Genomic DNA, 24,426 nt, shown 5'->3' on the forward strand with positions numbered 1-24,426 from the left:
TCGACAAGCCATCCTAGATCGATTTGGTTCCGCCGGATAGCCGCGGCAAGGGTTAACGATCGTGACGTTATCGCGGGAACTTACGACTGACGTCAGGCGCTGACGCTATTCCATCTCCTGCTGAATCACGCGGCCGAGCGCGAACAGGCGCTGGTCGATCGTGGTTGGAACTTCGCAGACGAACCGTACCACCTTGTTGCGGTCCTCGAAAATGCGGGTCTTCCAGATCAGCTCGTTGCTGAGCGCCTCGACCTTGGCCTCGTCACGCGGCGTGGCGCTCTGAAGCGCCTGGAGCTGGATTGCCTCCTCGCGGATCTTCTCGGCGGCCTCGCGCTGCTTGCGGCTGACGCGTTCGAGTCCGTTCATGACCTGCGAACGCTGGGCGTTGAGCGTATCGAACAGGCCGGCGAACAGCAGCTTTGCGTTGGCCGTCTTGTCGGCGGAAGAGGCGGCCAGGAAGTCCTTCACCAGCTTCGCGGCCTCGTCCATCGGCGTCTTGCGCGCCGACAGCTTTGCGACCAGCGCGGTGATTTTCGTGTCGTTCTTCCACCTGGTCTCGGCGTCGTCGAGCGCGGGCCCCGCCCAGACGGCGGCGAGCGAGATCTCCGGCACCTTGGCCTGCGTGCACGGCCAGTTGGGGTAGCGCGGATCGGCCGCGCGGGCGACCGTGCCCGACAGCGCGAGTGCCAGAACAGCCATCGCCAGAACCTTCATCCTTCGCCTCCTGCGGGCCCCCGTCGCGCCAGCCCACGTGAGGGATCATAGGCCAGAATTGCACCGATCATGAAGACGATTGTGCAAGCTGTGACCACCGCCAGCGAGATCCAGTTGATTTGCCCGTAGAGTGCAAAACGTATCAGCTCGACCGCATGGGTGAATGGATTGGCCTCGCAGAGATAGTACAGATAAGGGCTGCCTTCCTGGACCCGCCAGAGCGGATAGAGCGCGGAGGAGGCGAAGAACATCGGAAAAATGACGAAGTTCATGACGCCGGCGAAGTTCTCCAGCTGCTTGATCCCGGAGGAGATCAGCATGCCGAGCGAGCCCAGCATCAGCCCGGACAGGATCAGCGCCGGCAGCACGGTGAGATAGCCCGATGACGGCGGGGTGATGTCCCAGAACCAGGCGATCAGAAGGAACGCATAGACCTGGAGCAGCGACACCGCGGTCCCCGCCAGCAGCTTGCAGAACAGCAGAAACCCGCGCGGCAGCGGGCTCACCAGCAGCGTGCGCATGTTGCCCATCTCACGGTCGTAGACCATGGATAGCGAGGACTGCATGCCGTTGAAGAGCTGGATCATCGCCATCAGTCCGGGCGCGATATAGACCTCGTAGAGGATGTAGGTCTCGTAGGGCGGGATGATGGAGATGCCGAGCACCTGGCGGAAGCCGGCGGCGAAGATGAACAGCCATACCAGCGGCCGCACCAGCGCCGAGACGAAGCGCTCGCGCTGATGCAGGAAGCGCAGGCCCTCGCGCCAGACGATGCCGGTGAGACAGGTCATGTACTCGGCGAATGAGAAGCCACGCGGGGCCTCGCGCGCCGTGATGCTGCTCATGCGCCGCCTCCCGGCATCGCTTGCGCACCGGTCAGGCGCATGAAGGCGGTGTTGACATCCTGCGCGCCGGCTTCGGCGACGACGCGGCTCATCGGCCCCCGCGCCAGCACCTTGCCCTGGTGCAGCACCACGAGGTCGTCGCTGGGCATGATCTCGTCGAACAGGTGCGTGGCCCAGAGCACGCCGATGCCTTGCTCCGTCACGAGCTGGCGGACCTGGCCGATGATGTCGGCGCGCGCCTTGACATCGAGGCCGACCGTCGGCTCGTCGAGCAACAATAGCCGCGGCCGGTGCAGCAGCGCACGCGCGATCTCCAGCCGCCGCATCTGTCCGCCCGAGAGATCGCGGACCTTGCTGCCGGCGCGCTCTTCGAGCCCGATGCGGCCGAGCAGCTCGGCGCTGCGCGCTGCGGCGTCGCTCCGGCCGATGCCGTGGAGTGCGGCGTGATAGAGCAGGTTCTGCGTCAGCGACAGGTCGAGGTCGAGCGTGCGCGGCTGGAACACCACCCCCAGCAGCCGCAGCGCCTCGCCGGGACTCGTGCTGATGTCGTGACCGAAGATGACGACACGGCCGGACTGGATGCCGAACAGGCGCGTGATGAGCGAGAACAGCGTGCTCTTGCCGGCGCCGTTGAGGCCGAGCAGGGCCGTAAAGCTTGCCGGCTGCACATCGAAAGAGACATCGATCAGCGCCCGGCGCGACCCATAGGCATGGCTGACGCCGTCGATCGACAGCGCCGGCGGGGTTGCCGCTTCCAGCCTCGGCGCCTCCTGTGGTTCGGGAACCGGAGCGGGGCTGGTCATGGCGCGATCGCGACGCCCCAGGGCAGTTCGCCCACCTGAATGGTCTTGATCACCTTTTGCGCGGCGACGTCGATGACGGAGACGTCGTTCGAGACGCCGTTGGTTGTCAGCAGATATTTTTCATCGGGCGTGAACGCCATGTGCCAGACCCGCTGCCCGACCAGCAGGTATTTCGTCACCTTGCGCGAGGCGACATCGACCACGGCGATGCGGTTGGCCGGTCCGAGCGCGACAAAGGCGGTCTTGTCGTCCTTGGTCATGCCGATGCCAACCGGCTGGATCGCCTCTTTCCGCAGGCCCGGAATCTCGAACGTGACCTTGCCGATCACTTCGTGCTTCCTGGGATCGATGATCGAGACGGTGCCGCCGATCTCCGAGGACACCCACACTTCGGACGAATCGTGCTTGAACTCGGCAAAGCGCGGCCGGGCGTCGACCAGCACGTTGGCGACGATCTGGCGCGAGGCCGTGTCGATGAAGTGCGCCATGTTGGTCGTTTCCGAAGTGTTGATCAGCGTCTTGCCGTCAGGACTGATGGTCATGCCCTCGGGCTCGACGCCGACCTGGATGTCGCCGAGCCGAACCCGCTTCTCGAGGTCGATTACAGTGACCGTGTTGTCGTTCTCGTTGGCGACATAGACGATCTTTCCGGCCGCATCCTGCGCGAACAATTCCGGGTCGGGGCCCGAGGGCAGGCTGTCCACGATGCTCTGCGTCTTGGCGTCGATCATCTGGATGGTGTCGTCGTCGCCGACCGCGACCAGCACGAACTTGCCGTCGCGCGTGAAATCGATGCCGCGCGGGCGTTGACCGACCTTGATGGTCTTGGTCACGGTCCAGCTGTCGGTGTCGATCACCGAGACCGTGTTGCTCTTCTCATTCGAGACATAGGCGATGAAAGCGTGCGCGGGCGCGGTGGTCAGCGCGAATGCCGCCAGCAAAGCTGTCCCCAGCATGAGCGACATCTGTCCGCGGGCGGTCTTTACCTCCCCCGCTTGCGGGGAGGTCGCATCGCATCGACAGATGCGATACGGGAGAGGGCTCTCTCCTCTTGGGGGCTCTCGCGAGCGGAGAGACCCTCTCCCCAACCCTCTCCCGCACGCGGGCAGGGCAATCGCACTTGAATTTTGCAGAGGTCGTCATGCCCGGGCTTGTCCCGGGCATCCACGTTCTTTGTGCCGCGTGGAAAGGCGTGGATGGCCGGGACAAGCCCGGCCATGACGCTGTGGAGACAGTCGGTGCCCATAGCCACTTCCCATATGCGATAGCCCTGCGCACGCGGGAGAGGGGGCGCACCATCTCTGCGGAGGCTCCGTCGCATCACTTCGCTCACTTCAATTTGCATTTGCTCTCCGGACGATCATAGCCGAGCGTGTCGAGCTCGGAGACCTGATGCAGGAATCCTTCCTGCGGCGAGACCGACACCACCATGCGGCCGTCGACCAGGAGGATCGGCTGGCGCAGCTGCAAGTTCCAGTCGCGCAGGGTCAATCGCGTGCCCTTGAAGGCGGCGACCGAGAAATCCGGGGCCTTGATGAAGTCCGTGACCTTCTTGACGTCACCTGAATTGGTGCGCGAGGTGGCTTCGCCGATCATGCGCACGGCGGTCCAGGCCTGCATGTCGCGCGCCGTCATGCGCCGCGAGTTGAGCTTGACGAAGCGGTTCTGCATCTGGATCGCGCCCCACTGGTCCTGCGATGCGTCCCAGCTGCGGGGCACCAGCCCGGCCGAGCCGGCGACGGGGCGCGGATCCCAGGTGCGATAGGGCAGGTAGCCGCCGAACACCTCACTCTCGTCGGCAGCGACCAGCACGTCATAGGCCGGCGCGCCTTGCGTGAACACCGGCATCTGGCGCTGGATCAGCGTGACGCCGCTGTCGGTGCGCCGCGCGCCGCCCTTGTCTTCGAAAGTCTTCTCCTGCACGATCTTGGCGCCGAACCGTGCGGCGGTGCGCCGCAGCGCGTCCGCAAACAGCTTGTCCTCGTCGTGCGAGCCGACCACCAGCAGCCAGCGTGACCACTTCTTCCAGACCAGATATTGCCCGAGCGCATCGGCCAGCATCGCGCGCGTCGGCGCGGTGTGGATCACGTTGGCGCGGCAATCGGCCTCGCGCAGCCGCTCGTCGATCGCCCCCGCATTGAACAGCAGCGTGCCACGGTCGCGCAGGGCATCCGAGACTTTCAGCAGCGCATCGGCCGGCAGGTCGGCGATGATGAAGCCGTTCTTCTCGGCCAGCGCGGTCGCGGCCTGCACCGGGTCCTCGCCTTCCTTGAGGCGGCGCTCCTCCAGCGCGAACCGCTGGCCGAGGAATTTTCCGGTGGTGTTGTTGTCATCGATCGCGAGGCGGGCGCCAGCGACGCCGTCATTCTCCGCGGGCTGCTCGATCAGCGACAGCGTCGATCGGGGAGCGGCGACGCCGAGATAGCCGACGCCGATCAGGATAGGCTCCGCCGCGAGCGCGCTCGTCGCAGCAAGACCAATGCCGATCAGACCGGCCAACCATCGGATCATGTTTCCTCCGGACGATCTCCCCGGCTTGACCCCAGGTGGAGAATTGTCTCTGCTTCAAGCATGACCAATTTGTCAGGGCATGCAACCCCGCATTTCGTCCGCGCACTGGCGGCGTCCGGAATCACGATCATGCGAGCATCGATGATGGTCGTCGCTTTGTTGTTGACGCCTTCGGTCGCGCGCGCCGACCCGCCGAAGCTGGCCGTGTTCGATTTCGAGCTGATCGACACCAGCCTGCCCGGGGAGTTCTACGGCTCCAGGCCCGAAGAGGCGCGGCTCCTGCGCATCAGCGAGCAGCTCCGCAAGGAATTGACCGATTCCGGCAGGTTCCAGGTGTTGGACATCGCGCCGGTCCGGGACGCCGCCCGCCGCGCCAACCTACAGGCCTGCGGCGGCTGCGATCTCAAGCTCGCCGGGCAGTTGGGAGCGGATCTCGAGATCACCGGCATGGTGCAGAAGGTCTCGAATCTGATCATCAACCTCAACGTCTATCTGCGCGATGTGAAGACCGGCACCATGATCACCGCGGCGAGCGTCGACATGCGCGGCAACACCGATGAAGCCTGGACGCGCGCGATGAGCTACCTGATCCGCAACCGCTTGCTCGCGCCGAATTACGGACGGTCGGAGTAGGGGACTCTTATCCTCCCCTGGAGGGGGAGGGTCGATCGCTGTCCAGACCGGATAGATAGGTACCGGATGGATGGGTGACAGTCTCCCCTGTGAGGCGGTGCCCGAGTGGAGAGATCACCCCACCCCGCATCGCATTCCGCTGCGCTTCATGCGCTGCGACCCACGGGCGAGCTACGCTCGTCCCGGACCCTCCAGGGGAGGGTAAGAGGGCCTCACCCCTTCAGTTTCTCTGCATGCCAGTGCAGGTGATCGCCCATGAAGGTCGAGATGAAATAATAGCTGTGGTCATAGCCCGCCTGACGGCGCAGCGTCAGCGGGATGCCCGCCTTGGTGCAGGCGGCTTCGAGCAGCTCCGGCTTGAGCTGCTCCTTCAGGAAATTGTCGGCTTCGCCGACGTCGACCAGCAGGCTGGAGAACTTGGCGCCGTCCTCGATCAGCGCCACCGTGTCGTGGCTGCGCCAGGCCTCCTTGTGCGGTCCGAGATAGCCGGTCAGAGCCTTGATGCCCCAGGGCACGAGCGAGGGTGCCACGATCGGCGCGAACGCACTCGCCGCGCGATAGCGGTGCGGATTGCGCAGCGCCACCGTCAGCGCGCCGTGACCGCCCATCGAATGGCCCATGATGGATTGCCGCTTGGCGTCGACGGGAAAATTTCCCGCCACGAGCTCGGGCAGCTCGTCCGTCACGTAGCTCCACATCCGATAATTGCGCGCGAACGGCTCCTGCGTGGCGTCGACATAGAAGCCGGCTCCGAGCCCGAAATCATACGCATTGTTGGCATCACCGGGAACGTCCGGCCCGCGCGGCGAGGTGTCGGGCGCGACGAAGATCAGGCCGAGCTCGGCAGAGGCCTTGCGGAATTCGCCCTTCTCGGTGACGTTGGCATGCGTGCAGGTGAGGCCGGACAGATACCAGACCACGGGCAGCTTCGCGCCTTCGGCATGCGGGGGAACATAGACCGAGAACACCATGTCGGTTCCGGTCGCCTGGCTCGCATGGCGGTATACGCCTTGCACGCCGCCGTAGGATTTGTTGGTCGAGACAGTCTGAATCGTCATGCCCTAGCTCCGTGGCATCTCACCACATCAACATTGCAGCGCTTGTGTGAGCGAAAGTGTGGCGGCGGCCCGCGTCAGGCGACACCGCTGTCGATCGCCAGCCGCACCAGCTCGACCGAGGTCTTCACGCCGAGCTTCTGCCGCATGATGGAGGAGGTGTTGGCGACCGTCTTGTACGACGATTGCACCAGCCAGGCGATCTCCGACAGGCTCTTTCCGGCGCTGAGCAGCCGCAGGATCTCCATCTCGCGCGCGTTCAGCTTCGACAATGGGCTTTGCGCCAGCGTCGGCCCCGCGAAGGCGATGCTGCGTGCGATCGCGCTCGGCAGGTACGTGCCGCCGCTGCCGACGGCGCGGATTGCCTCGACGAGGTCGTCGGGATCGCCGGTCTTGGAGACGTAGCCCTTGGCGCCGCATTCGATCGCGCGCGCGGCGAAGGCCGGGTCGTCGTTCATGCTGAACATGATGATGCGGGCCTCGGGCGCGCGTTCGAGAATGCGGCGCGCGAGCTCGAACCCGGAGACGGTCGGCAAATTGATGTCGATGATGCAGAGGTCGGGACGCTCGACGATGAAGACGCACTCGCCGTCTTCGGCGTCGGCGGCCTCAAAATCTCGATCTCGCCCTCGTCGGCCAGCACGGCGCGGCAGCCGGAGGCGACGATGGGATGATCATCCACGATCAGAATGCGCATAGGCGTTCCCCGTGACAGCGTTTCCTGCGACGAACTTGCCTGCTCTGCGCCGCATGATACCGACCTGGGACAGGCGCGTGAGCGATGTGTCCGAGCTCGCCTCATGCAACCCGGCCGGGATTGCTGTACGCTTCCGATTAGATATCCGCCGCTCCGCCCCTGTCAACGTCATCGGACAGCGGCGGGCAGAGCTTCGCGAGGCACGAGCGATATTCATGTGGCAAAATCTATCCTTGCGCGGGCGCATCAACCTCCTGCTGGCGCTGCTGCTGGCGCTGGGGCTCGCCGTCAATATCGGCCGCCAGGTCGCGGAGGCAGGTCCCCGCGTGCAGGCCGAGGACCAGAGCGTGATCCGCCTCGCGCGCGAGTTCATCGAAATGATCGTGGCCGACCTCAACGAAGCCCCCGATCCGGACGCCAGGCTGAACCAGATCGCCCGCGATCTCAGCCGTCTGCGCCATGTCAGCATCACGCTCCGGGATGCCGCCGGCCATCCGCTGACGCCGCCGCGGGCCGATGCCGATGCCCACACGCACGGGCCACCAGCCTGGTTCGTCAGCCTGGTTCATCCCGACCAGACCGCGGTGAGCGTTCCGGTGACGGTCCATGGCCGGCCCGGTTCGCTCCTGATCACCTCGCATCCCGATGACGAGATCGCGGAGATCTGGGACGGCATCGTGACCCAGCTCGAGGTCGGCTCGGCGATCGCGCTGGCGCTGTTCCTGTTGATGATGAATGTGGTCGGCCGGGCGCTGGCGCCGCTGCAGTCGCTGGCGGAGGCGATGGGGAAGCTCGAAGGCGGACACTATGAGGCCCGCGTCACGCCGGGCGGTGCGCCGGAGCTAGCCGCGATATGCACCAGGCTCAACCACCTTGCCGCAACGCTTCATGAGGCGGTCGAGGACAAGCGGCGCCTCGCCGAGCGAGCGGTTTCGCTTCAGGACATCGAGCGCAAGGAGATCGCGCGCGAGCTCCACGACGAGTTCGGGCCGTATCTGTTCTCGTTGCGCGCGCATGCCGGCGCGCTGGCGAAGCAGGCGGACGGACGGGTTCCCAATGCGGAAGCCGTGCGAAAGCACGGCAGCGCCATGCTGGAGCAGATCAACGCCCTGCAGCAGTTCAATCGCCGCGTGCTGGAGCGCCTCCGCCCGGTCGGGCTCGCCGAGCTCGGCCTGCGCCAGGCGCTGGAATCGCTGTCGCGGCTATGGCGGGAATCGCATCCGGATGTCGCGGTCGAGACCGTGATCTCACCCGAGCTCGGGCCCACCGGCGAGACCGCCGATCTCACCATCTACCGCATCGTGCAGGAGGCGCTCACCAATGTGTTCCGCCACGCCGGCGCGACCTCGGTCAATGTCGTCATCGAGCCGGCGGAGCGGACGGCTCACGATGGCCGCTCCTGCGCCCGGGTGCGGGTCAGCGACAACGGCCGCGGCATGGAGCCCGGCCAGAAGCTCGGCTTCGGCCTCGTCGGGATGCGTGAGCGGATCCTGGCGCTGGGCGGCACGCTTAATGTCGTGTCCGGTGACGGAGGGGTGACGGTGGAGGCGCTGGTTCCCACCGCGGCCGCCTGACCGCGCCCGAAATGACCGGGAAAAATTCCCGATTTAGTCGGGAAAACGGGTGCGGATATTGCCCGATCTTTTGTGGCTGGCGCGCGAATTGCCGCCGATTACACTCCTCCCGACCAATCGGCGAAAGGCAAAACAGCCGGTGGTTACGGATGGGGAAGGCGGGGATGGGCAAGGTTCTCTGGTTCAAGCGTCGTTCGTTGATGGCGTCAGTGTCGACCGGTCTGGTGTCCGGGATGGTCTTCGCGAGCCCCGCGGGGCCGCGCAAGACGAGGAGACCAACGTCCAGAACTTGCCGCCGGTCGAAGTGGCGGCGCCGCCATCGGCGGCGAGGCGTGCGGCGCCGACGCGACCGGTCGCGCGCATCGGGGCCCGTCGTCCGCCGCGCCGAGGACCCGCCTTTACGTCTATCCGACCTCGCCGGGCAGCGGCAGAGGTCTCGACGTCGACAAGGTCCCCTCGGCGATCAACGCGGTCGACGCCGGCCAGATCAGGCGCACCAACTCGCCGAACATCGCCGATGCCCTGCAGCAGCACGTGCCCGGCGTCAGCATCAATGAGGTGACCGGCAATCCCTTCCAGCCCGATATCCAGTTTCGCGGCTACGTCGCGTCGCCGCTCGCCGGGACGCCGCAAGGTCTCGCCGTCTACCAGAACGGTGTCCGCATCAACGAGGCCTTCTCCGACATCGTCAATTGGGACCTCATTCCGACGGCTGCGATCCGATCAGCCGTCGCGGTGACCAACAATCCCGCCTATGGGCTCAATGCGCTCGGCGGTGCCATCGATCTGCAGATGAAGAACGGCTTCAACTATCAGGGCGCCGAGATCGACGTCATGGGCGGCTCGTTCGGCCGCATTCAGGGCTCCGCGCAATGGGGCAAGCAGATCGACAGGAACTGGTCCGTCTACGGCGCGCTCGAAGGCATTCACGACAACGGCTTTCGCAACTTTTCATCGTCCGACGTGCGACGCTTCTATGGCGATGTCGGATATCGCTTCGAGGGCAGCGAATTCCATCTCAATGGCGGCGTCGCCAACAACTCCTTGGCAGGCCCCAGTACCGTTCCGGCCGAATTGCTCCAGCAATATTGGGGCGCCACCTATACGACGCCGCAGACCATCTCCAACAAGGTCGGCTATCTCAACTTCACCGGAAAGGTGGAGGCAACGCCGACCTGGACCTTCGAAGGCACGGCGCGTTTGCGGCACTTCAAGCAAAGTACCGTCGACGGTAACCCGACCGATACCGTGCCTTGCGCCGACCCGACGCTGCTTTGCTTCGACGACGACGACGTCCCCGCGTTCGGCCTGAATGGCGTGCAGCTCGCCAATACCTTCGGCCCCGATGCCATCCTCAGCCAGATCGATCGCACCTCCACCAAGTCGACGTCGTTCGGCATATCCGGGCAGGCGACCAACACGGATCAGCTATTCGGTCACGGCAACCGCTTCGTGGTCGGCGCAAGCTACGACCTCAGCAAGACGCATTTCACGGGCAGCACCGAACTGGGAACGATCGGCACGAACTACGTCGTCACGGGAAGCGGCATATTCCTCGGTCAGTCGGGCGAGCCGACGTCGATCGGTCCGGTGTCGCTTCGCACCGTCAACCAGTATCAGGGCCTCTATGCACTGGACACGTTCGACGTGACGGATCGTTTTGCGGTCACTGGCGGCGGACGGTTCAATGCCGCCCAGATTTCCCTGATGGACCAGCTCGGCACCGCGCTCAACGGCGATCATGCCTTCTACCGCTTCAATCCCATCGTCGGAGGCACCTTCAGGATCACGCCCGAAGTGACGGCGTATGCCGGCTATTCCGAGGCCAACAGGGTGCCGACGCCGCTCGAGCTGGGTTGCGCCGATCCGGCGAGGCCCTGCATCATCGGACAATTCCTGGTCGCCGATCCTCCGCTGCGGCAAGTCGTGTCCAAGACCGTTGAAGCGGGCTTCCGCGGCACCAAGGAACTGCAGATCGGTTCGCTCGGATGGAAGATCGGCGCTTTCCGGGCCACCAATTACGACGACATCGTTGCGACGCCGATCCCCGGCTTGACCGGCTTCGGCTTCTTCCAGAACATTGGTCGCACGCGCAGGCAGGGGCTCGAAGCCGAGGTGAGCGTGAAGTCGAACGTGCTGCAGTTCCAGGCGAGCTATGCATTCCTCGATGCGCGCTTCCTCGATGCGCTAACGCTGGGCTCGGATAGCCCGTTCGCAGACGCCGACGGCAACATCCAGGTCCTGCCGGGCAACCAGATTCCGCGCTTGCCGCGGCACCTCATCAAGGCCAGCGTCGAATATGCGGTGACTGACGTCTGGAAAGTCGGAGGCGACGCGCTCTTTGTTTCGAGCCAGTATTACGTCGGCGACGAGTCCAACCAGTTTCCACAGCTCCCGTCCTACGCCGTGTTCAATCTCCACAGCTCCTACCAGATCACCCGGAACATCCAGCTCTATGGGCGCGTCAACAACATCTTCGACAATCGCTACTCCACGCTCGGCACGTTCTTCGACAGGGAAGCGCTGCCGAACTTCGCCAACGGGGGAGCCGAATTCACCGACCCGCGCTCGCTCAGCCCGGCCAGGCCGCGCGCGTTCTATGCGGGGATGCGGGTGACGTTCTAAGGCCTGATCCGGAGAAGTGCGCAGCGGCTTTCCGAGAAGCTCATGCTGAAACAATAGCCTGGAGCGTGATGACGATGCTTCCTCATCTCAACGCGCTCCGGATACTTTGGAAGTGCTGTCGTCTTCCCGTGATCGACCGTCCGTGCCGGATACACACCGGCGCAAACCGTCGCCTTCACTCCGCCTTCAGTTTCTCGATCGGTGCGGCCGCGGCGCTCGTCTGCCCTCGGCCTTTGGTCGCCCCGACGCGGCTGCGTCGCTGCACCAGATACTGATCGCCGAGCACTCCGGCCAGGATCACCGTTCCCATCACTGCGAAATTGAGCGAACTCGGAATGCCCAGCAGGTTGACCAGATTCTGCAGCATCTGGAGCAGCACGGTGCCGAGCACGACGCCGATGATCGAGCCTTCGCCGCCGCGCAAGGAGCAGCCGCCGAGCACAGCGGCGGCGATGGCGTAGAGCTCGTAGAACGAGCCGTGCACGGCCGGCGAAATCGAACGGGTGTACATCGCGATCAGGATGGCTGAAAATGCGGTCAGCCCGCCGCAAATGACATAGGCCGAGATGATCACGCGGCCGGAGCGGATGCCGGAGTAGCGTGCTGCCTCCTCGTTTTTGCCGACGGCATAGAGGTAGCGGCCGAACACGGAGCGGTGAAGCACCACCCAGGCGATGATGGTCACCACGCCAAGCGCCACCACGCTGTGCGGCAGCGGAAAGCCGAGGACATTTGTGCGGCCGGCGGCCAGCCATTCCAGCATCGGAAAGCTCGCGCCGAAGCCGAACCCCGCCGTCGAGTCCTCGGTATAATAGCGTGCCGCGCCGCGATAGATCAGGAGGCCGCACAGCGTGACCACGAAGGCCTGGATCCGCATCCTGGTCACCAGCGTGCCATGAATCAGGCCGATCAGGAGCCCGGCCGCAACGATCATCGCGGTTGCCGCCAACCAGTCGACGTCGTGATTGACGATGAGGTCGATGAACAGGACGCCGAGCAGCGCGATCACGGAACCAACCGACAGCTCGATTCCGCCGATGATGATGACGAAGGCTTGCGCGATGGAAAAGATGCCGAACAGCCCGACCTGGTTGGCCGTATTGGAGAGGTTGCCAACGTACAGGAATCTCGGATTGATGAGGGCGACGACGGTCCCGACCAGGAGGATCAGGACCAGAAGGCTCAGGTCTTTCTTGCTCAAGGTCCCTCCGGCTCAATTGCGTGACCGACGGCAAGCTGCAGCACATTGTGCTCGCTGAACTGACTGCGATCAAGGAAGCCCGAGATTGCGCCTTCATGCATGACCGCGATCCGGTCGCTGATCCCGATCACCTCCTCCATGTCGCTGGAGATCATCAGGATCGCAACGCCGGCGTCGGTCAGGCGGCGCAGCATGTCGTAGATTTCCTGCTTGGCTCCAACGTCAACACCACGCGTCGGCTCGTCGAAGATCAGGACCTTCGGCCGCATCGACAGCCATTTGGCGAGCACGACCTTTTGCTGATTGCCTCCCGACAGCGAGCCGACGGCGGTCTCGACGTCGGGGGCGCGGATATTGAGACGCTCCCGCTGGCGCATGGCATTCTCGTGCTCGCGCGCCGTATCCACCAGCCAGAAGCGCGAATAGGATGCCAGATCGGGCAGCGAGATGTTTTCGGTGATCGAGACGTCGAGCAGCAGGCCCGAGCCTTTGCGGTCCTCCGGAACGAGATAGATGCCTTGCTCGATGGCGGCCCGCGGGTTTGCGATGCGGATCGGCTCGCCATCGAGCCTGATCGCGCCGTCACGCAATCGGTCGATGCCGAAGACGGCGCGCGCGAGCTCGGTGCGGCCGGACCCGACGAGGCCCGCAAGTCCGAGGATCTCGCCGCTGCGGACCGACAGGCTCACGGCGCGGTCGGGGTAGGTATCGGTGACGGCATCGACGATCTGGAGCACGCCGTCCCCAGGTGGCGCGGCCGGAGGAACGTAAAGCGACTTCAGGTCGCGGCCGATCATCAGGCGGATCATCGCGGCCGGCGAAAGCTCCGCGCGTGTCAGCGCGCCGACCACGCGCCCGTCACGCAGCACGACCGCGCGGTCGGCGCACTGCATCACCTCATTGAGGCGATGGGTGATGAAGATGACGCTGACTCCGTGGGCTTTCAGGCCGGCGACGATCCGCATCAAGCGGTCGGTCTCCGTGAGCGTCAGGCTCGATGTCGGCTCGTCCATGATGACGAGGCGAGCATCGAGCGAGAGCGCCTTCATGATCTCGACGAGCTGGCGCTGGGCCAGCGACAATTCGTCGAGCGGCGCATCGGCCGCGAAATCGCAGCCCAGCCGGTCGAGCAGCGGAGCGACGTCGGCGTGCATGCGCTTGCGGTCGATCAGCCGCAAGGGCCCGCCGCGCACGGGCTCGCGGCCGATGAAGACGTTGGCGGCGACATCCAGATTGTCGAAGAGGTTCAGTTCCTGATGGACGAAGGCGATGCCCGCCTTGATCGCATCCGCCACGGTGAGCGAGCTTCGCGCGGCGCCGTCCACACGGATGACGCCGCCGCTCGGCTCAACCACCCCGCCAAGCACGCGCATCAGCGTCGACTTGCCGGCGCCGTTCTCGCCGATCAGCGCAATGACCTCGCCGGGCGACACCTGCAAACCGACGCGGTCGAGAGCGACCACGCCTGGATAGCTCTTGCTGATGTCAATCAGCTCGAGAAACGGCTCTGACATGGCAGGCTGCGGCTCGGGCAGCGGGGATATCTCCTATTTCTTCAGCATCTGCTTCATCGAGGCCATGAAGTCGTCGACATTCGCCTTTTCGATGACCTTGCCGGGCACGATGATGATGCCGTTGGCCGGAACACCAGACTTGTTGCCGCCGATGTAGTTCGCCATCAGCTTCATGCCCTGATAGCCCCACTCGAACGGCTGCTGGACCACTGTGCCGACGATGCTGCCTTCCTTGACGCCGCCGAGCGTGATCGGATCCTCGTCGAAGCCGATGATCTTGATCTTGTTGAGCTTGCCGGCTTCCTTGAGCACCTCATAGATGCGCGGCGTATTGTAGGAGTAAAAGCCGACGAGGCAGCTCACATCGGGCATCGCCGCAAGGATGTCCTCGACGTTACGCTTGGCGCGGGTCTGGTCGATCTCGTCCCCGCGGACGTCGACGAGCTCGACCTTCGAGCCTTTGATGGTCTCCTTCACGCCTTCGATGCGCTCGCGTGCATTGTCGGCGCCGGGCAGGCCGACGAAGCCGACGCATTTGCCGCCGTTCGGCAGCGCCTTGATCATCAGCTTTCCTGCCTCCTTGCCGAGATCGGTGTTGGAGGAGCCGATATAGGCCACGCGCTTGGATTGCGGCGCGTCGCTGTCGGTGGTGAACAGCACCGTCTGGGACGCAACCTTGTTGAGGTGATCGGTCTGGTTCTTCGGATCGACCGCGCTGACCATGATGCCGGCGGCGCCGGCGGCGACGAGGTCGTCCATCACGCGCTGCTGCACGGCGGCCGCAGCCTGTTCCGGATATTTGAACTGGAGGTCGTAGTTGGGCAACTCGCCCTGCGCCTTCTTCATGCCGGCCTCAGCGATCTTCCAGAAGTCGGATGCGCCATTGACGACGAAGGCCAGGACTTTCTTGTCCGCTGCACCGGCCGAGCCGACACCCGCAGCTATCGCGAAGGCAATAGAGACACCTGCAACCAAGAGACGCTGCATATCATCCTCCCTAAGGCGGTCGGCCCTTGATGAAGGCCAACTCTGCTTGTGCCCAAATCCCATTCACCGACGCGGGGCCGGCGAGGTGAAATGAGGCACGTACCTCAAGCTAGCAGAAGCACGCCGCGCGTGCAATCGGAAGCAGCCGCCGCGGCGTCGACCGCGAAGCCTCGCCCAATCTCGCCAATGGTGGGCCGCTCGCCGACCTGGGCTCGCGGAGCCCGCCAGACTGTGCGCCTTCGGCCGCCGCGCCCATTGCTCTTGCGGGAGTGCTCGGTGAGCTTGCAGAATATGCCGCCTCCGGCATGATAGGTTCGGAGGCCTGCTTTGCCGTGTCGTTGAAGAATCCGGATGCCGTCGCTGCGATCGTTTCAGCGCTTCGACATGTCTACGGCGACGAGATCGCGCGACTGATGCTCGTCGAGGGCATGAGCCTCGCCGACCTGATCGATGCGATGTTTTCCGCGCCGTTGACGCACCGCGAGGCCGTTCGAGATATCACGGACGCATTGGACGATTTTGTCGTTTCACCGGACCTGGGTCTGATGTGGCACCTCAAGTACATCTATGGAAAGGAGCCAGGTTCCCTGCACGTCGTCGACATGGAGATCGCGACGCCTAACGGCACGCTGGCGAGCAGGGACGTCTGGCTTCGCCTGTCCACCTAGAGGCGATGCCGCCTTTGCGATGGCTTGGCCCCGCTCCCGCGCAGCGCCGTCTTTACCAATCAGAAACCATCAAGAATGATCTGAAAACTTTAACGAAACTGCCCGGCGCTCTCCGCGTCAATTCGCCGGAGGGCCCGTGTGATGACAGAGCACCAATTGAGAGAGCAGGAATGCCGGATCGCCCGTTATCGGCGTTTGGAGCGGGAGGTGACCGATCCGCTGGCCGCGTGTCTGCTTCACGGCATCGTCGAGGAGCTCGAAGCCGAGCTGCGCAAGGACAGGCCGGAATGGCACGGGCCGCGCGATTAACGCTTTCTTAGCGCTGATCGTGCGGATGATCGTGGGGGAATGCCAGGGTAGACAGCTCTCATGCTGAAGGACGGGACATATGCGGCGTGGTACAAGACGCCGCTCGATCAGGGGACCGGGATCGTCCATGTCGCCGACGGACAGATCTGGGGCCGCGACAGCCTGATGACCTATCACGGCTCCTGTCAGGTCGATGGAGATCGCTTCACCGCCACCGTCTCGACCAAGCGCCATACCGACGGTCGTGCAACGGTGTTCGGCGTGGAAGACGAGCTCGTTTTGGACATCGAGGGAAACTGCCCCGGCAAGATCGCGACTTACACCGCGACGGCACAGCAAGTGCCGGGCATGATTCTCCAGGGAACCCTCATTCTCGCCGAACCAGAGTTGCCGGTACGTGAACAGCGAGCCGAGCAGCGCCCGGCATTCAACCCTGCCAAGCTGCCAAAATTGCCGAAGCGCCCGCGCTGAGCCGGCCAGCATGCGGGCAGTTGGCCCGGCATCCCTATGTCGGCCCGGGCCGCGCGATTCTGCATCCGGTTTCTCCCAAAGCTTGCTTCTCAAACCGCCCTGAACTCGCCATTGTGCGCCCGCAACAGGACTGGAAGCGGAGAAGCATCAATGTCGGACAAGGTCTCGCGTCGCCGTTTCGCGAAATTCGCGGGGCTGTCTGCGGCCGGCCTGACCGGTTCGCTCGATGCAGCCGAAGCGAGACCGGCAGCGCCGCGCGCCGGCTTTCCGGCCGGCTTCGTGTGGGGCACAGCGACCTCGTCCTACCAGGTCGAGGGCGCGGTCAACGAGGACGGGAGAGGGCCTCGATCTGGGACAAGTTCGTGCGCATCCCCGGCAAGATCGAGGACGGCACCACCGGCGACCGCGCCAACGAGCACTATCGCCGCTACAAGGAGGATATCGGGCTCATCAAGGAACTCGGCTGCAAGGCCTACCGCTTTTCGGTGGCCTGGCCGCGGCTGTTTCCGGACGGCGACGGCAAGCCCAATCCAAAGGGGCTCGACTTCTACAACCGGCTCATTGACGAGCTCCTGAAGAACGGCATCGAGCCGTGGCTGACGCTCTATCATTGGGACCTGCCGCAATCGCTTGAGGATCGCTTCGGCGGCTGGCGCTCGACGGAGACCTGCAAGATCTTCGGCGACTACGCGGCCTATGTCGCCGAGCATCTGACCGATCGTGTCAAGAACGTCTTCACTCTGAACGAGAGCGGCCGCTTCGTCTATTTCGGCTACGGCATCGGCATCGACGCGCCGGGCTTGAAGCTGCCGCAAGCCGACGTCAACCAGATCAGGCACAACAGTGCGCTGGCCCATGGGTTCGCGGTGCAGGCGGTGCGCGCCCACGGCCGCCGCGGCACGAGGGTCGGGCCGGCCGAGAACGTCGATGCCTGCGCGCCCGCGATCGACACGCCGGAAAACGTTCGCGCCGCCGAGATCGCGCTGCGCGAGATGAATGCCGGTTATCTCAACGTCATCATGACGGGCCGCTATACCGACGCCTTCCTGAAATTCGCCGGGCCCAACGCGCCCAGATACACCGATGCGGAGCTCAAGATCATCTCCTCGCCGGTCGATTTCCTCGGCCTCAACATCTACGCGCCACAGAACTACGTGGTGGCGTCCGATCAGGGCGCCGGCTTCATGCCGCTGCCGATTCCGAAATCGTTTCCGCATATGAACTCGGACTGGCTGCGCGTCGGACCCGAGACGATCTACTGGGTGCCGAAGCTCGCGGCAAAGATCTGGAAGACGGATGCGATCTATATCAGCGAGAACGGCGCCTCCGGCGACGACGTCGTGACGCCCGACGGCAAGATCTACGACACCGACCGCATCATGTACCTGCGCAACTATCTCGCCCAGCTCCAGCGCGCCACCGCCGAAGGCGTGCCGGTGCGCGGCTATTTCCTCTGGAGCCTGATGGACAATTTTGAATGGGTCTACGGGCTGAACAAGCGTTTCGGACTTTACCACGTCAATTTCGATACCCAGGTGCGCACGCCGAAACTCAGCGCCAGTTTCTACCGCAACGTGATCGCGAAGAACGCGGCGGGGGCGTAGCGGTTTCTTCCATCTAGAGCCACTGAGAGATCGTCATGCCCGGGCTCGTCCCGGGCATCCACGTTCTTCGTGCGACGTTGCAAGGCGTGGATGGCCGGGACAAGCCCGGCCATGACGTCGCGGGGGCTTTCGCGCAGCGGAAAATCCGGCTGCGGGGCTTAAACGCCGCGCATTGACTCTCTTCTCGCGCTTATCCAAAACCGTTCTCAACATCCATAAACGAGAGGACAACGCCCATGGCTGACGCACTCATCATCGATGCCTGCCGGACCCCGCGCGGCGTCGGCAAGGCCGGCAAGGGGGCACTCTCGGGCATTCATCCGCAGCAACTGGGCGCAACCGTTCTGCGCGCGCTCGCCGACCGGACCGGCATCAATACTGCCGACGTCGACGACATCGTCTGGGGCTGCAGCGCGCAGGTCGCAACGCAAAGCGGCGATCTCGGCCGGATGTCGGCGCTCGATGCCGGCTACGACGTGCGCGCCAGCGCCGTGACGCTGGATCGTTTTTGCGGAAGCGGCATCACCAGCGTCAACATGGCCGCATCCTCGATCATGGCCGGTGCGGAAGACCTCGTCATCGCCGGCGGCTGCGAGATGATGTCGATGGAGGGACGCCGCGGCTCGGGCCCGATGATGATGGACAACGGCAATCTGCGGCTGCGCGCGCGGCATCCGCAGTCGCATCAGGGCGTCTGCGCGGATGCAATCGCGACGCTGGAAGGCATTACCCGACGGGATGTCGACGCGCTCGGGCTGGAGAGTCAGAAACGGGCCGCGCACGCGATCGCGAATGGCTACTTCAAGAAGAGCCTCGTGCCTGTTCACCGCGAGGACGGCAGCCTTGCACTCGACCACGAGGAATATCCGCGGCCGCAGACCACGATGGAGGGGCTCAGCAGCCTGAAACCGGCATTCCCGGCGATCGCCGACTATGTGCTCGACGACAAAGGCACCACCTATCGCGGCCTAATCTTGCAGAAATATCCTGATCTCGAGATCGACTTCGTGCACCATGCCGGCAACTCGTCCGGCGTCGTCGACGGCGCCGCGGCGATCCTCTTGGCCTCGCCCGCTTATGCCAAGGCGCATGGCCTCCAAGCCCGCGCCCGCGTCGTGGCGATGGCGAATATGGGGGACTCGCCGACCCTGATGCTGAACGCGCCGGTGCCGGCCACGCGCAAGGTGCTGGCGAAGGCGGGCTTGACCGTCGACGACATCGATCTGTTCGAGATCAACGAGGCGTTCGCGGTGGTGGCGGAAAAATATATCCGCGACCTCAAGCTCGATCGTGCCAAGGTCAACGTCAACGGCGGCTCGATCGCGCTCGGTCACCCCATCGGCGCCACCGGCTCGATCCTGATCGGCACCGTGCTCGACGAACTCGAACGGCGCGATCTCAAGCGCGGTCTCGTCACCATGTGCGCCGCCGGCGGCATGGCGCCCGCCATCATCATCGAGCGCGTCTAGCCGATCGCCCGTCACTTTCTCCCTGCTTTTACGGGGAGGAAGACCGGCGATATCGATCCAGCCCTTATTTTTCAGGGTGAATCGCGCGCCTCCCGTCAGAAAGAGGCCGGTCGTCGCTTGTCGAAAGCGGCGAATCAGTTCTAGCAAGATGTCGTGCGGGCCTTTGAAACAAGGCAAAATCCGCTGCTCAAGGCTTCTTCCGCACTGGAAGTGGCTAAAATGCAGGGTTTTTTGTCACATAGGGCCAAAAATGCCCGTAAAACCGCGACAAAACTGTGCAGAAGGCTATAGGCCTTCGCCGGTTGGTCTAATATGCAGCCGTCACGAATCAGAGGAGACACGATGGCCACCCAAATGTCCAAATCGCAGTTGATCGAAAAGATTGCGACCGCCACAGAGCTTTCCAAGCGCGACGTCAAGAACGTCATGGAGACGCTGACCGACGTCGGTCACAAGGAGCTCAAGAAGAACGGCCTGTTCCTGGTGCCGGGCTTCGCCAAGTTCGTCGTGATCAAGAAGCCGGCGACCAAGGCTCGCAAGGGCACCAACCCGTTCACGGGTGAAGAGATGATGTTCAAGGCCAAGCCGGCCCGCAAGATCGTCCGCGCCCGCCCGGTCAAGGCGGCCAAGGACGCCGTGGGCTAACGACGCAAGGCCCCCTTGGGTAAGGGGGCCTTTTGTTTGGGGCAGCCGCGAGGACTTGAGACGGAGGGCTCAACCCTTGCGGCGCTTCATCCTGATCGGAACGGGTTGAAGCTGCCGCCCGGGCGCCGCGAGCGCATCGCGAAGCCGGTCGATCGCGCGATCGAGCATTTGGCGCAGCCGCTGCGTCTTCCGCGACCCCTTCGCTTTCTTCAGCAATTTCTTCATCGCGTCACTCCGCCGCTTCGACTTTTGCGTTGACCTTGGCCCCGACCGGCTCGAGGCGCTGCGGCGATGGCTTCGTCGACACGCTCCAGCCAGATGAATTCGAGGTTGTCCCGCGCGCTCTTCGGGATGTCGTCGTAGTCCCGCTTGTTGCGCGCCGGCAGCATCACCCGCTTCAGGCCGGCGGCCGCGGCTGCGACCACCTTCTCCTTGATGCCGCCGACCGGCAGCACCAGGCCGCGCAGCGAGATCTCGCCGGTCATGGCGGTGTCGCTGCGCACAGTGCGGTTGGTGAGCAGGGACGTCAGCGCCGTGAACATCGCAACGCCCGCGCTCGGTCCGTCCTTCGGGGTTGCTCCCGCCGGCACGTGAACGTGGATGTCGCTCTTCTCGAACGCTTGCGGATCGATGCCGAGCTGCGAGGCGCGGCTCTTCACCAGCGTCATCGCAGCCTGCACGCTCTCGCGCATGACGTCGCCGAGCTGACCGGTCAGGATCATGCCGCCCTTGCCGGGCACCTTTGATGCCTCGATGAACAGGATGTCGCCGCCGACCGGCGTCCAGGCAAGGCCGGTGGCCACGCCCGGAATGCTGGTGCGCTGGGCGATCTCACCTTCGAACCGTGGCTGGCCGAGCACGGTGACGATGTCCTTCGCCGCGATCACGACCTTCGCGGCCGTGCCTTCGGCGACCTGCACCGCGGCGTGCCGGAACAGCTTGCCGATCTCGCGCTCGAGGTTACGCACGCCGGCCTCGCGGGTATAGCCCTTGACCACCAGCTTCAGCGCATCGGGCTCGATCTCGGCCTGCTCGGCCGAAAGGCCGTTGGCCTCCAGCTGCCGCCGCACCAGATAGCGCCGCGCGATCTCCAGCTTCTCGTCCTCGGTGTAGCCGGCGAGGCTGATCAACTCCATGCGGTCCAGCAGCGGGCCCGGGATCTGGTCCAACATGTTGGCGGTCGCGATGAACACCACGCGCGACAGGTCGAATGGGACGCCCAGGTAATTGTCCCGGAACGTCCCGTTCTGCTCGGGGTCGAGCACCTCCAGCATGGCGGCAGAGGGATCGCCCTGCACGCCACGGCCCATCTTGTCGATCTCGTCCAGCATCATGACGCAGTTCCGGCTGCCTGCCTTCTTGATGCCCTGGATGATGTTGCCCGGCAGCGCGCCGATATAGGTGCGCCGGTGGCCGCGGATCTCGGCCTCGTCGTGCACGCCGCCCAAGCTGACGCGGACGAAGGGACGGTCCATCGCGCGAGCGATGGATTGGCCGAGCGAGGTCTTGCCGACGCCGGGCGGGCCGACGAAGCACAGGATCGGCGCCTTGCCCTGCGGGGCGAGCTTGCGGACCGCCAGATATTCGATGATCCGGCCCTTGATCTTCTCCAGGCCGAAATGGTCGGCGTCGAGGATGGCTCGCGCCTCCTTGATGTCGATCGGCTTTTCCGCGGGCAGCGCCCAGGGCAGCTCGATCAGCCAGTCGAGATAGGTGCGGACCATGCCGGCTTCGCCGGCGGCCTCCGGCATGCGCTCGTAGCGGCGCAGCTCCTTCTTGGCGTGCGCGTCGGCTTCGGGCGGCATATTGGCCTTGGCGATGGCAGCCGTCAGCTCGGCGACCTCGGCCGCCTTGCCGTCGCCTTCACCGAGCTGGCGCTGGATGGTCGCCATCTGCTCGCGCAGGATCGCCTCGCGCTGCCGCTCGTCGAAGGAGGCCTTGGTCTTCTGGCCGATTTCGTTGGAAATGCGCAGCACCTCCAACCGCTCGGCCAAGTGCTTGGACACCTTCTCGACGCGCAAGACGAGGTCGATGGTCTCCAGCACCTCCTGCTTGTCCTGCGGCTTGATGTCCATGAACGAGGTCGCGAGGTCCGCCAGCGCCCCCGGCGCACTGGTGCCCTGGAACATCGCGGCCAGCTCGGGCGGCGCCTGCGGCAGCAGCTCGATGGCCTCGACGGCCTGACGCTGCAGGTTCAGGGCGCGCGCCTCGATCTCGGGCGAGGTCGTGGTCGGCTCGGGGATCTGCTGGAAGCGCGCAACGGGAAACGGCGTCCCCGGCAGGAAGTCGAGCAGGCGTGCGCGCTGCACGCCCTGGCAGACGATGTGGTGGGTGCCGTCGGGCGCGGTGATGTAGCGCACGATGTTTGCGATGGTCGCGACCCGGTAGAGGTCGTCGGGCCCCGGCGCGTCGGTCTCGGGGCTGCGTTGCAGGACGATGCCGACGGGCCGCTGCTCGCGCAGCGCCTGCTGGGCGGCGGCGATGGACTTCGCCCGGCCGATCGTGATCGGCGCGATGGCGCCGGGGAATAGCACCATCTCGCGCACGGGGATGATGATCAGCGCGTCGTCGGGGATCTTCGCGTCGTTATTGGTCTGTTCGTTGTTCGTCTGTTCGGTGGCCATGATCGACCTCAGGATTTGGCGAGGCGCAGTGCGACGCAGCCGTCCATCACGAAGCGGCTGATGGCGTAGCGGCCGATGGGTAATGCAATGCGGCGTTCAAAACGCCCCTGCGGCAGCTCGAGCCGGTGGATGCGGGCGTTGCGGAGTTCCGGCGGCAGGGTGCGCTGGCCGGAGATGACGAGCACGCCGTCATGAATGACCGTCTCGACATTGTCCGGATTGACGCCCGGGAGCGCCACCAGGATCAGGAGCTCGTGCTCGGTTTCCAGCACGTCGATCGGCGGCTCCCAGCAGGCTTCCTGGCGGCCGAACTGCTGGCGCAGCCGGTCGGCGCGGGTCAGCGAATCCAGGGCTTCTGACAGCATCCAGTCGAGGGGATTTTTGGGTTGCATGTGGAAGGCTCAGGGGTGGGAAAGCCTGCATATGGGGGCGGTTCCCGGAAAATCCAGTGCGCCGGCCCCGGCGTGCTATGCGCTGTCGTGCAATCCAAAAACAAACGCCGCGGCTGGGCCGCGGCGTTCCGTCATCGACAGCGCAGCGGGTCAGGCCGCGGCGCGGTATTCTTCCTCCGCTTCGAGATTGATCACGGACGTCGCGAGCTCCGTCAGCGTGTGATCAGTCGCCTCTTCTTCGTCCAGCGTCGCCTGAAGCAGCCTTGCCGCGTCCTGCATGCCGAGTTCCTCGGCCCAGGTCCGCAAGGTGCCGTAGCGGGAGATCTCGTAGTGCTCAACCGCCTGGGCGGCCGCAAGCAGTCCCGCGTCGAGCGCCGGTGCGCCCTTGAAGTCCTTCATGATCTCGGCGCCCTCGTCGGTGATGCCGTTGATGGCCTCGCAGGGCTTGCCGCGTGCCGGCTTGCCCAGCATCTTGAAGATCTGGTCGAGCCGCTTGACCTGACCCTGGGTCTCGCGCAGGTGCTTGTTGAAGGCCGCGGCCAGCTCTTTCGAGTGAGCTGCCTTCGCCATCTTGGGCAACGTCTTGATGATCTTGTTCTCGGCGAAATAGATGTCCTTCAGCGTCTCCAGAAACAGGTCGCTGAGCATCTTCGGTGCCTGACGCGGCCGGCGCGCCGCGGTCTTCTTGGTCGTGCGTTTCTTCGCTCGTTTAGCCATAGGTCCTCCTCATGAGGCAACACGGGAAGGCCTCGCCCTCCTCAATCCTCAGGCGATCAAAGCCGCTTGATGAACGAAAGTTCCAAACTGCAGCCCGGCGCTCGCAGCCGTCGCTCAGGTCGGGCGCTTATAGGGATCCTCTTGGCGCTGCCGCGCCTCGGTGTTGCGGTCGAGCTGAGCCCGCTCGCTGCGCCTGAGGTGGCCGGCCTTCATCACGCCGTAGACGAGGACGCCGCCGAGCACGAAGGCTCCGATGAACCAGAGCCAAAGCATCTGGCTCGAGGCGTGGCCCAGCAGCATGCCAACTCCGCTGTCGCTCATGATTGGTCTCCATCGATGTCGATTGCGATCGTGCTGAGCTAAGTCGG

20 protein-coding genes and 4 pseudogenes are annotated in these 24,426 nt (G+C 64.6%); 9 read left to right on the forward strand and 15 right to left on the reverse strand.

The features are described from left to right. Positions 1-105: 105 nt before the first annotated feature. The 5 genes from ACETMP_RS32395 to ACETMP_RS32415 all read right to left on the reverse strand — a co-directional run bounded on the left by ACETMP_RS32395 (position 106) and on the right by ACETMP_RS32415 (position 4,873). Positions 106-714, reverse strand: coding sequence for a hypothetical protein (locus ACETMP_RS32395; protein ID WP_375159313.1), 609 nt, complete (start codon positions 712-714; stop codon positions 106-108). Next, the gene (locus ACETMP_RS32400; RefSeq protein ID WP_375159314.1) at positions 711-1,559 is read right to left on the reverse strand and encodes an ABC transporter permease; all 849 of its coding nucleotides are present in this window, start codon (positions 1,557-1,559) and stop codon (positions 711-713) included. The genes ACETMP_RS32395 and ACETMP_RS32400 overlap by 4 nt, the downstream gene beginning before the upstream one ends. Continuing rightward, a complete protein-coding gene (locus tag ACETMP_RS32405) occupies positions 1,556-2,362 on the reverse strand; it encodes an ABC transporter ATP-binding protein (protein WP_375159315.1) in 807 nt (268 codons plus the stop codon). The genes ACETMP_RS32400 and ACETMP_RS32405 overlap by 4 nt, the downstream gene beginning before the upstream one ends. After that, on the reverse strand, positions 2,359-3,327 hold the full coding sequence (locus ACETMP_RS32410; RefSeq protein ID WP_375159316.1) for a YVTN family beta-propeller repeat protein: 969 nt from the start codon (positions 3,325-3,327) through the stop codon (positions 2,359-2,361). The genes ACETMP_RS32405 and ACETMP_RS32410 overlap by 4 nt, the downstream gene beginning before the upstream one ends. 364 nt (positions 3,328-3,691) lie before the next feature. Continuing rightward, positions 3,692-4,873, reverse strand: coding sequence for an ABC transporter substrate-binding protein (locus ACETMP_RS32415; RefSeq protein ID WP_375159317.1), 1,182 nt, complete (start codon positions 4,871-4,873; stop codon positions 3,692-3,694). A 60-nt stretch (positions 4,874-4,933) separates the two neighbouring features. Between ACETMP_RS32415 and ACETMP_RS32420 the strand changes: the two genes are divergently transcribed. Beyond that, positions 4,934-5,506, forward strand: a complete 573-nt coding sequence (locus ACETMP_RS32420; protein WP_375159318.1) for a DUF3280 domain-containing protein — start codon at positions 4,934-4,936, stop codon at positions 5,504-5,506. Between the two features lie 212 nt (positions 5,507-5,718). On the opposite strand, the gene fghA is transcribed toward ACETMP_RS32420, so the two are convergent. Together fghA and ACETMP_RS32430 are read right to left on the reverse strand one after the other, a co-directional pair. Then, complete coding sequence (fghA, locus tag ACETMP_RS32425; RefSeq protein ID WP_375159319.1) at positions 5,719-6,564, reverse strand: S-formylglutathione hydrolase; 846 nt, start codon at positions 6,562-6,564, stop codon at positions 5,719-5,721. A gap of 74 nt (positions 6,565-6,638) precedes the next feature. Beyond that, positions 6,639-7,258, reverse strand: a pseudogene (locus ACETMP_RS32430) (response regulator). A 215-nt stretch (positions 7,259-7,473) separates the two neighbouring features. Between ACETMP_RS32430 and ACETMP_RS32435 the strand changes: the two are divergent. Then, positions 7,474-8,832, forward strand: a complete 1,359-nt coding sequence (locus tag ACETMP_RS32435; RefSeq protein WP_375159320.1) for a histidine kinase — start codon at positions 7,474-7,476, stop codon at positions 8,830-8,832. 164 nt (positions 8,833-8,996) lie between these two features. Next, a pseudogene (locus tag ACETMP_RS32440) lies at positions 8,997-11,457 on the forward strand (TonB-dependent receptor). Positions 11,458-11,632: 175 nt separating this feature from the next. Here the strand turns inward: ACETMP_RS32440 and ACETMP_RS32445 are convergent. The 3 genes from ACETMP_RS32445 to ACETMP_RS32455 are packed head-to-tail and all read right to left on the reverse strand — an operon-like array spanning position 11,633 to position 15,159. Continuing rightward, a complete protein-coding gene (locus ACETMP_RS32445) occupies positions 11,633-12,658 on the reverse strand; it encodes an ABC transporter permease (RefSeq protein ID WP_375159321.1) in 1,026 nt (341 codons plus the stop codon). Continuing rightward, positions 12,655-14,172, reverse strand: coding sequence for a sugar ABC transporter ATP-binding protein (locus ACETMP_RS32450; protein ID WP_375159322.1), 1,518 nt, complete (start codon positions 14,170-14,172; stop codon positions 12,655-12,657). The genes ACETMP_RS32445 and ACETMP_RS32450 overlap by 4 nt, the downstream gene beginning before the upstream one ends. A 33-nt stretch (positions 14,173-14,205) precedes the next feature. Beyond that, entirely contained in the window at positions 14,206-15,159 is a 954-nt protein-coding gene (locus tag ACETMP_RS32455; protein ID WP_375159323.1) for a sugar-binding protein, read from the reverse strand. Between the two features lie 305 nt (positions 15,160-15,464). On the opposite strand from ACETMP_RS32455, the gene ACETMP_RS32460 reads away from it, so the two are divergent. The 6 genes and pseudogenes from ACETMP_RS32460 to ACETMP_RS32485 all read left to right on the forward strand — a co-directional run bounded on the left by ACETMP_RS32460 (position 15,465) and on the right by ACETMP_RS32485 (position 20,325). Beyond that, positions 15,465-15,827 carry a hypothetical protein gene (locus ACETMP_RS32460; protein WP_375162045.1) on the forward strand — a complete coding sequence of 121 codons (363 nt, stop codon included), beginning with the start codon at positions 15,465-15,467 and terminating at the stop codon, positions 15,825-15,827. A gap of 369 nt (positions 15,828-16,196) precedes the next feature. Further along, entirely contained in the window at positions 16,197-16,607 is a 411-nt protein-coding gene (locus tag ACETMP_RS32465) for a hypothetical protein (protein WP_375159324.1), read from the forward strand. Positions 16,608-16,757: 150 nt separating this feature from the next. Next, positions 16,758-18,211: pseudogene (locus ACETMP_RS32470) on the forward strand (GH1 family beta-glucosidase). A 35-nt stretch (positions 18,212-18,246) separates the two neighbouring features. After that, a complete protein-coding gene (locus tag ACETMP_RS32475) occupies positions 18,247-18,387 on the forward strand; it encodes a hypothetical protein (RefSeq protein ID WP_196236074.1) in 141 nt (46 codons plus the stop codon). A gap of 60 nt (positions 18,388-18,447) precedes the next feature. Then, on the forward strand, positions 18,448-19,680 hold the full coding sequence (locus tag ACETMP_RS32480) for an acetyl-CoA C-acetyltransferase (protein ID WP_375159325.1): 1,233 nt from the start codon (positions 18,448-18,450) through the stop codon (positions 19,678-19,680). 342 nt (positions 19,681-20,022) lie between these two features. Further along, on the forward strand, positions 20,023-20,325 hold the full coding sequence (locus ACETMP_RS32485; protein ID WP_025037698.1) for an HU family DNA-binding protein: 303 nt from the start codon (positions 20,023-20,025) through the stop codon (positions 20,323-20,325). Between the two features lie 69 nt (positions 20,326-20,394). Here the strand turns inward: ACETMP_RS32485 and ACETMP_RS32490 are convergent, their stop codons facing one another. The 5 genes and pseudogenes from ACETMP_RS32490 to ACETMP_RS32510 form a co-directional block, all read right to left on the reverse strand. Further along, positions 20,395-20,550 carry a hypothetical protein gene (locus tag ACETMP_RS32490; protein WP_375159326.1) on the reverse strand — a complete coding sequence of 52 codons (156 nt, stop codon included), beginning with the start codon at positions 20,548-20,550 and terminating at the stop codon, positions 20,395-20,397. Positions 20,551-20,554: 4 nt separating this feature from the next. Beyond that, positions 20,555-22,949 (reverse strand): annotated as a pseudogene (gene lon, locus ACETMP_RS32495) (endopeptidase La). A gap of 8 nt (positions 22,950-22,957) precedes the next feature. Then, on the reverse strand, positions 22,958-23,341 hold the full coding sequence (locus ACETMP_RS32500) for an Hsp20/alpha crystallin family protein (protein ID WP_028137762.1): 384 nt from the start codon (positions 23,339-23,341) through the stop codon (positions 22,958-22,960). 150 nt (positions 23,342-23,491) lie between these two features. Further along, the gene (locus ACETMP_RS32505; protein WP_375159327.1) at positions 23,492-24,058 is read right to left on the reverse strand and encodes a ferritin-like domain-containing protein; all 567 of its coding nucleotides are present in this window, start codon (positions 24,056-24,058) and stop codon (positions 23,492-23,494) included. Positions 24,059-24,172: 114 nt separating this feature from the next. Continuing rightward, on the reverse strand, positions 24,173-24,379 hold the full coding sequence (locus ACETMP_RS32510; protein WP_375159328.1) for a hypothetical protein: 207 nt from the start codon (positions 24,377-24,379) through the stop codon (positions 24,173-24,175). Positions 24,380-24,426 lie beyond the last annotated feature (47 nt).

Origin of the sequence: Bradyrhizobium dasycarpum, assembly GCF_042019905.1 — a bacterium.
Taxonomy (GTDB): Bacteria; Pseudomonadota; Alphaproteobacteria; order Rhizobiales; family Xanthobacteraceae; genus Bradyrhizobium; species Bradyrhizobium japonicum_B.

Coding starts and splice junctions, on each gene's coding strand:
- ACETMP_RS32395 (WP_375159313.1), bottom strand. CDS start 714: ATGAAGGTTCTGGCGATGGCTGTTCTGGCACTCGCGCTGTCGGGCACG.
- ACETMP_RS32400 (WP_375159314.1), bottom strand. CDS start 1,559: ATGAGCAGCATCACGGCGCGCGAGGCCCCGCGTGGCTTCTCATTCGCC.
- ACETMP_RS32405 (WP_375159315.1), bottom strand. CDS start 2,362: ATGACCAGCCCCGCTCCGGTTCCCGAACCACAGGAGGCGCCGAGGCTG.
- ACETMP_RS32410 (WP_375159316.1), bottom strand. CDS start 3,327: ATGTCGCTCATGCTGGGGACAGCTTTGCTGGCGGCATTCGCGCTGACC.
- ACETMP_RS32415 (WP_375159317.1), bottom strand. CDS start 4,873: ATGATCCGATGGTTGGCCGGTCTGATCGGCATTGGTCTTGCTGCGACG.
- ACETMP_RS32420 (WP_375159318.1), top strand. CDS start 4,934: ATGACCAATTTGTCAGGGCATGCAACCCCGCATTTCGTCCGCGCACTG.
- fghA (WP_375159319.1), bottom strand. CDS start 6,564: ATGACGATTCAGACTGTCTCGACCAACAAATCCTACGGCGGCGTGCAA.
- ACETMP_RS32435 (WP_375159320.1), top strand. CDS start 7,474: ATGTGGCAAAATCTATCCTTGCGCGGGCGCATCAACCTCCTGCTGGCG.
- ACETMP_RS32450 (WP_375159322.1), bottom strand. CDS start 14,172: ATGTCAGAGCCGTTTCTCGAGCTGATTGACATCAGCAAGAGCTATCCA.
- ACETMP_RS32455 (WP_375159323.1), bottom strand. CDS start 15,159: ATGCAGCGTCTCTTGGTTGCAGGTGTCTCTATTGCCTTCGCGATAGCT.
- ACETMP_RS32460 (WP_375162045.1), top strand. CDS start 15,465: ATGATAGGTTCGGAGGCCTGCTTTGCCGTGTCGTTGAAGAATCCGGAT.
- ACETMP_RS32465 (WP_375159324.1), top strand. CDS start 16,197: ATGCTGAAGGACGGGACATATGCGGCGTGGTACAAGACGCCGCTCGAT.
- ACETMP_RS32475 (WP_196236074.1), top strand. CDS start 18,247: ATGCCCGGGCTCGTCCCGGGCATCCACGTTCTTCGTGCGACGTTGCAA.
- ACETMP_RS32480 (WP_375159325.1), top strand. CDS start 18,448: ATGGCTGACGCACTCATCATCGATGCCTGCCGGACCCCGCGCGGCGTC.
- ACETMP_RS32485 (WP_025037698.1), top strand. CDS start 20,023: ATGGCCACCCAAATGTCCAAATCGCAGTTGATCGAAAAGATTGCGACC.
- ACETMP_RS32490 (WP_375159326.1), bottom strand. CDS start 20,550: ATGAAGAAATTGCTGAAGAAAGCGAAGGGGTCGCGGAAGACGCAGCGG.
- ACETMP_RS32500 (WP_028137762.1), bottom strand. CDS start 23,341: ATGCAACCCAAAAATCCCCTCGACTGGATGCTGTCAGAAGCCCTGGAT.
- ACETMP_RS32505 (WP_375159327.1), bottom strand. CDS start 24,058: ATGGCTAAACGAGCGAAGAAACGCACGACCAAGAAGACCGCGGCGCGC.
- ACETMP_RS32510 (WP_375159328.1), bottom strand. CDS start 24,379: ATGAGCGACAGCGGAGTTGGCATGCTGCTGGGCCACGCCTCGAGCCAG.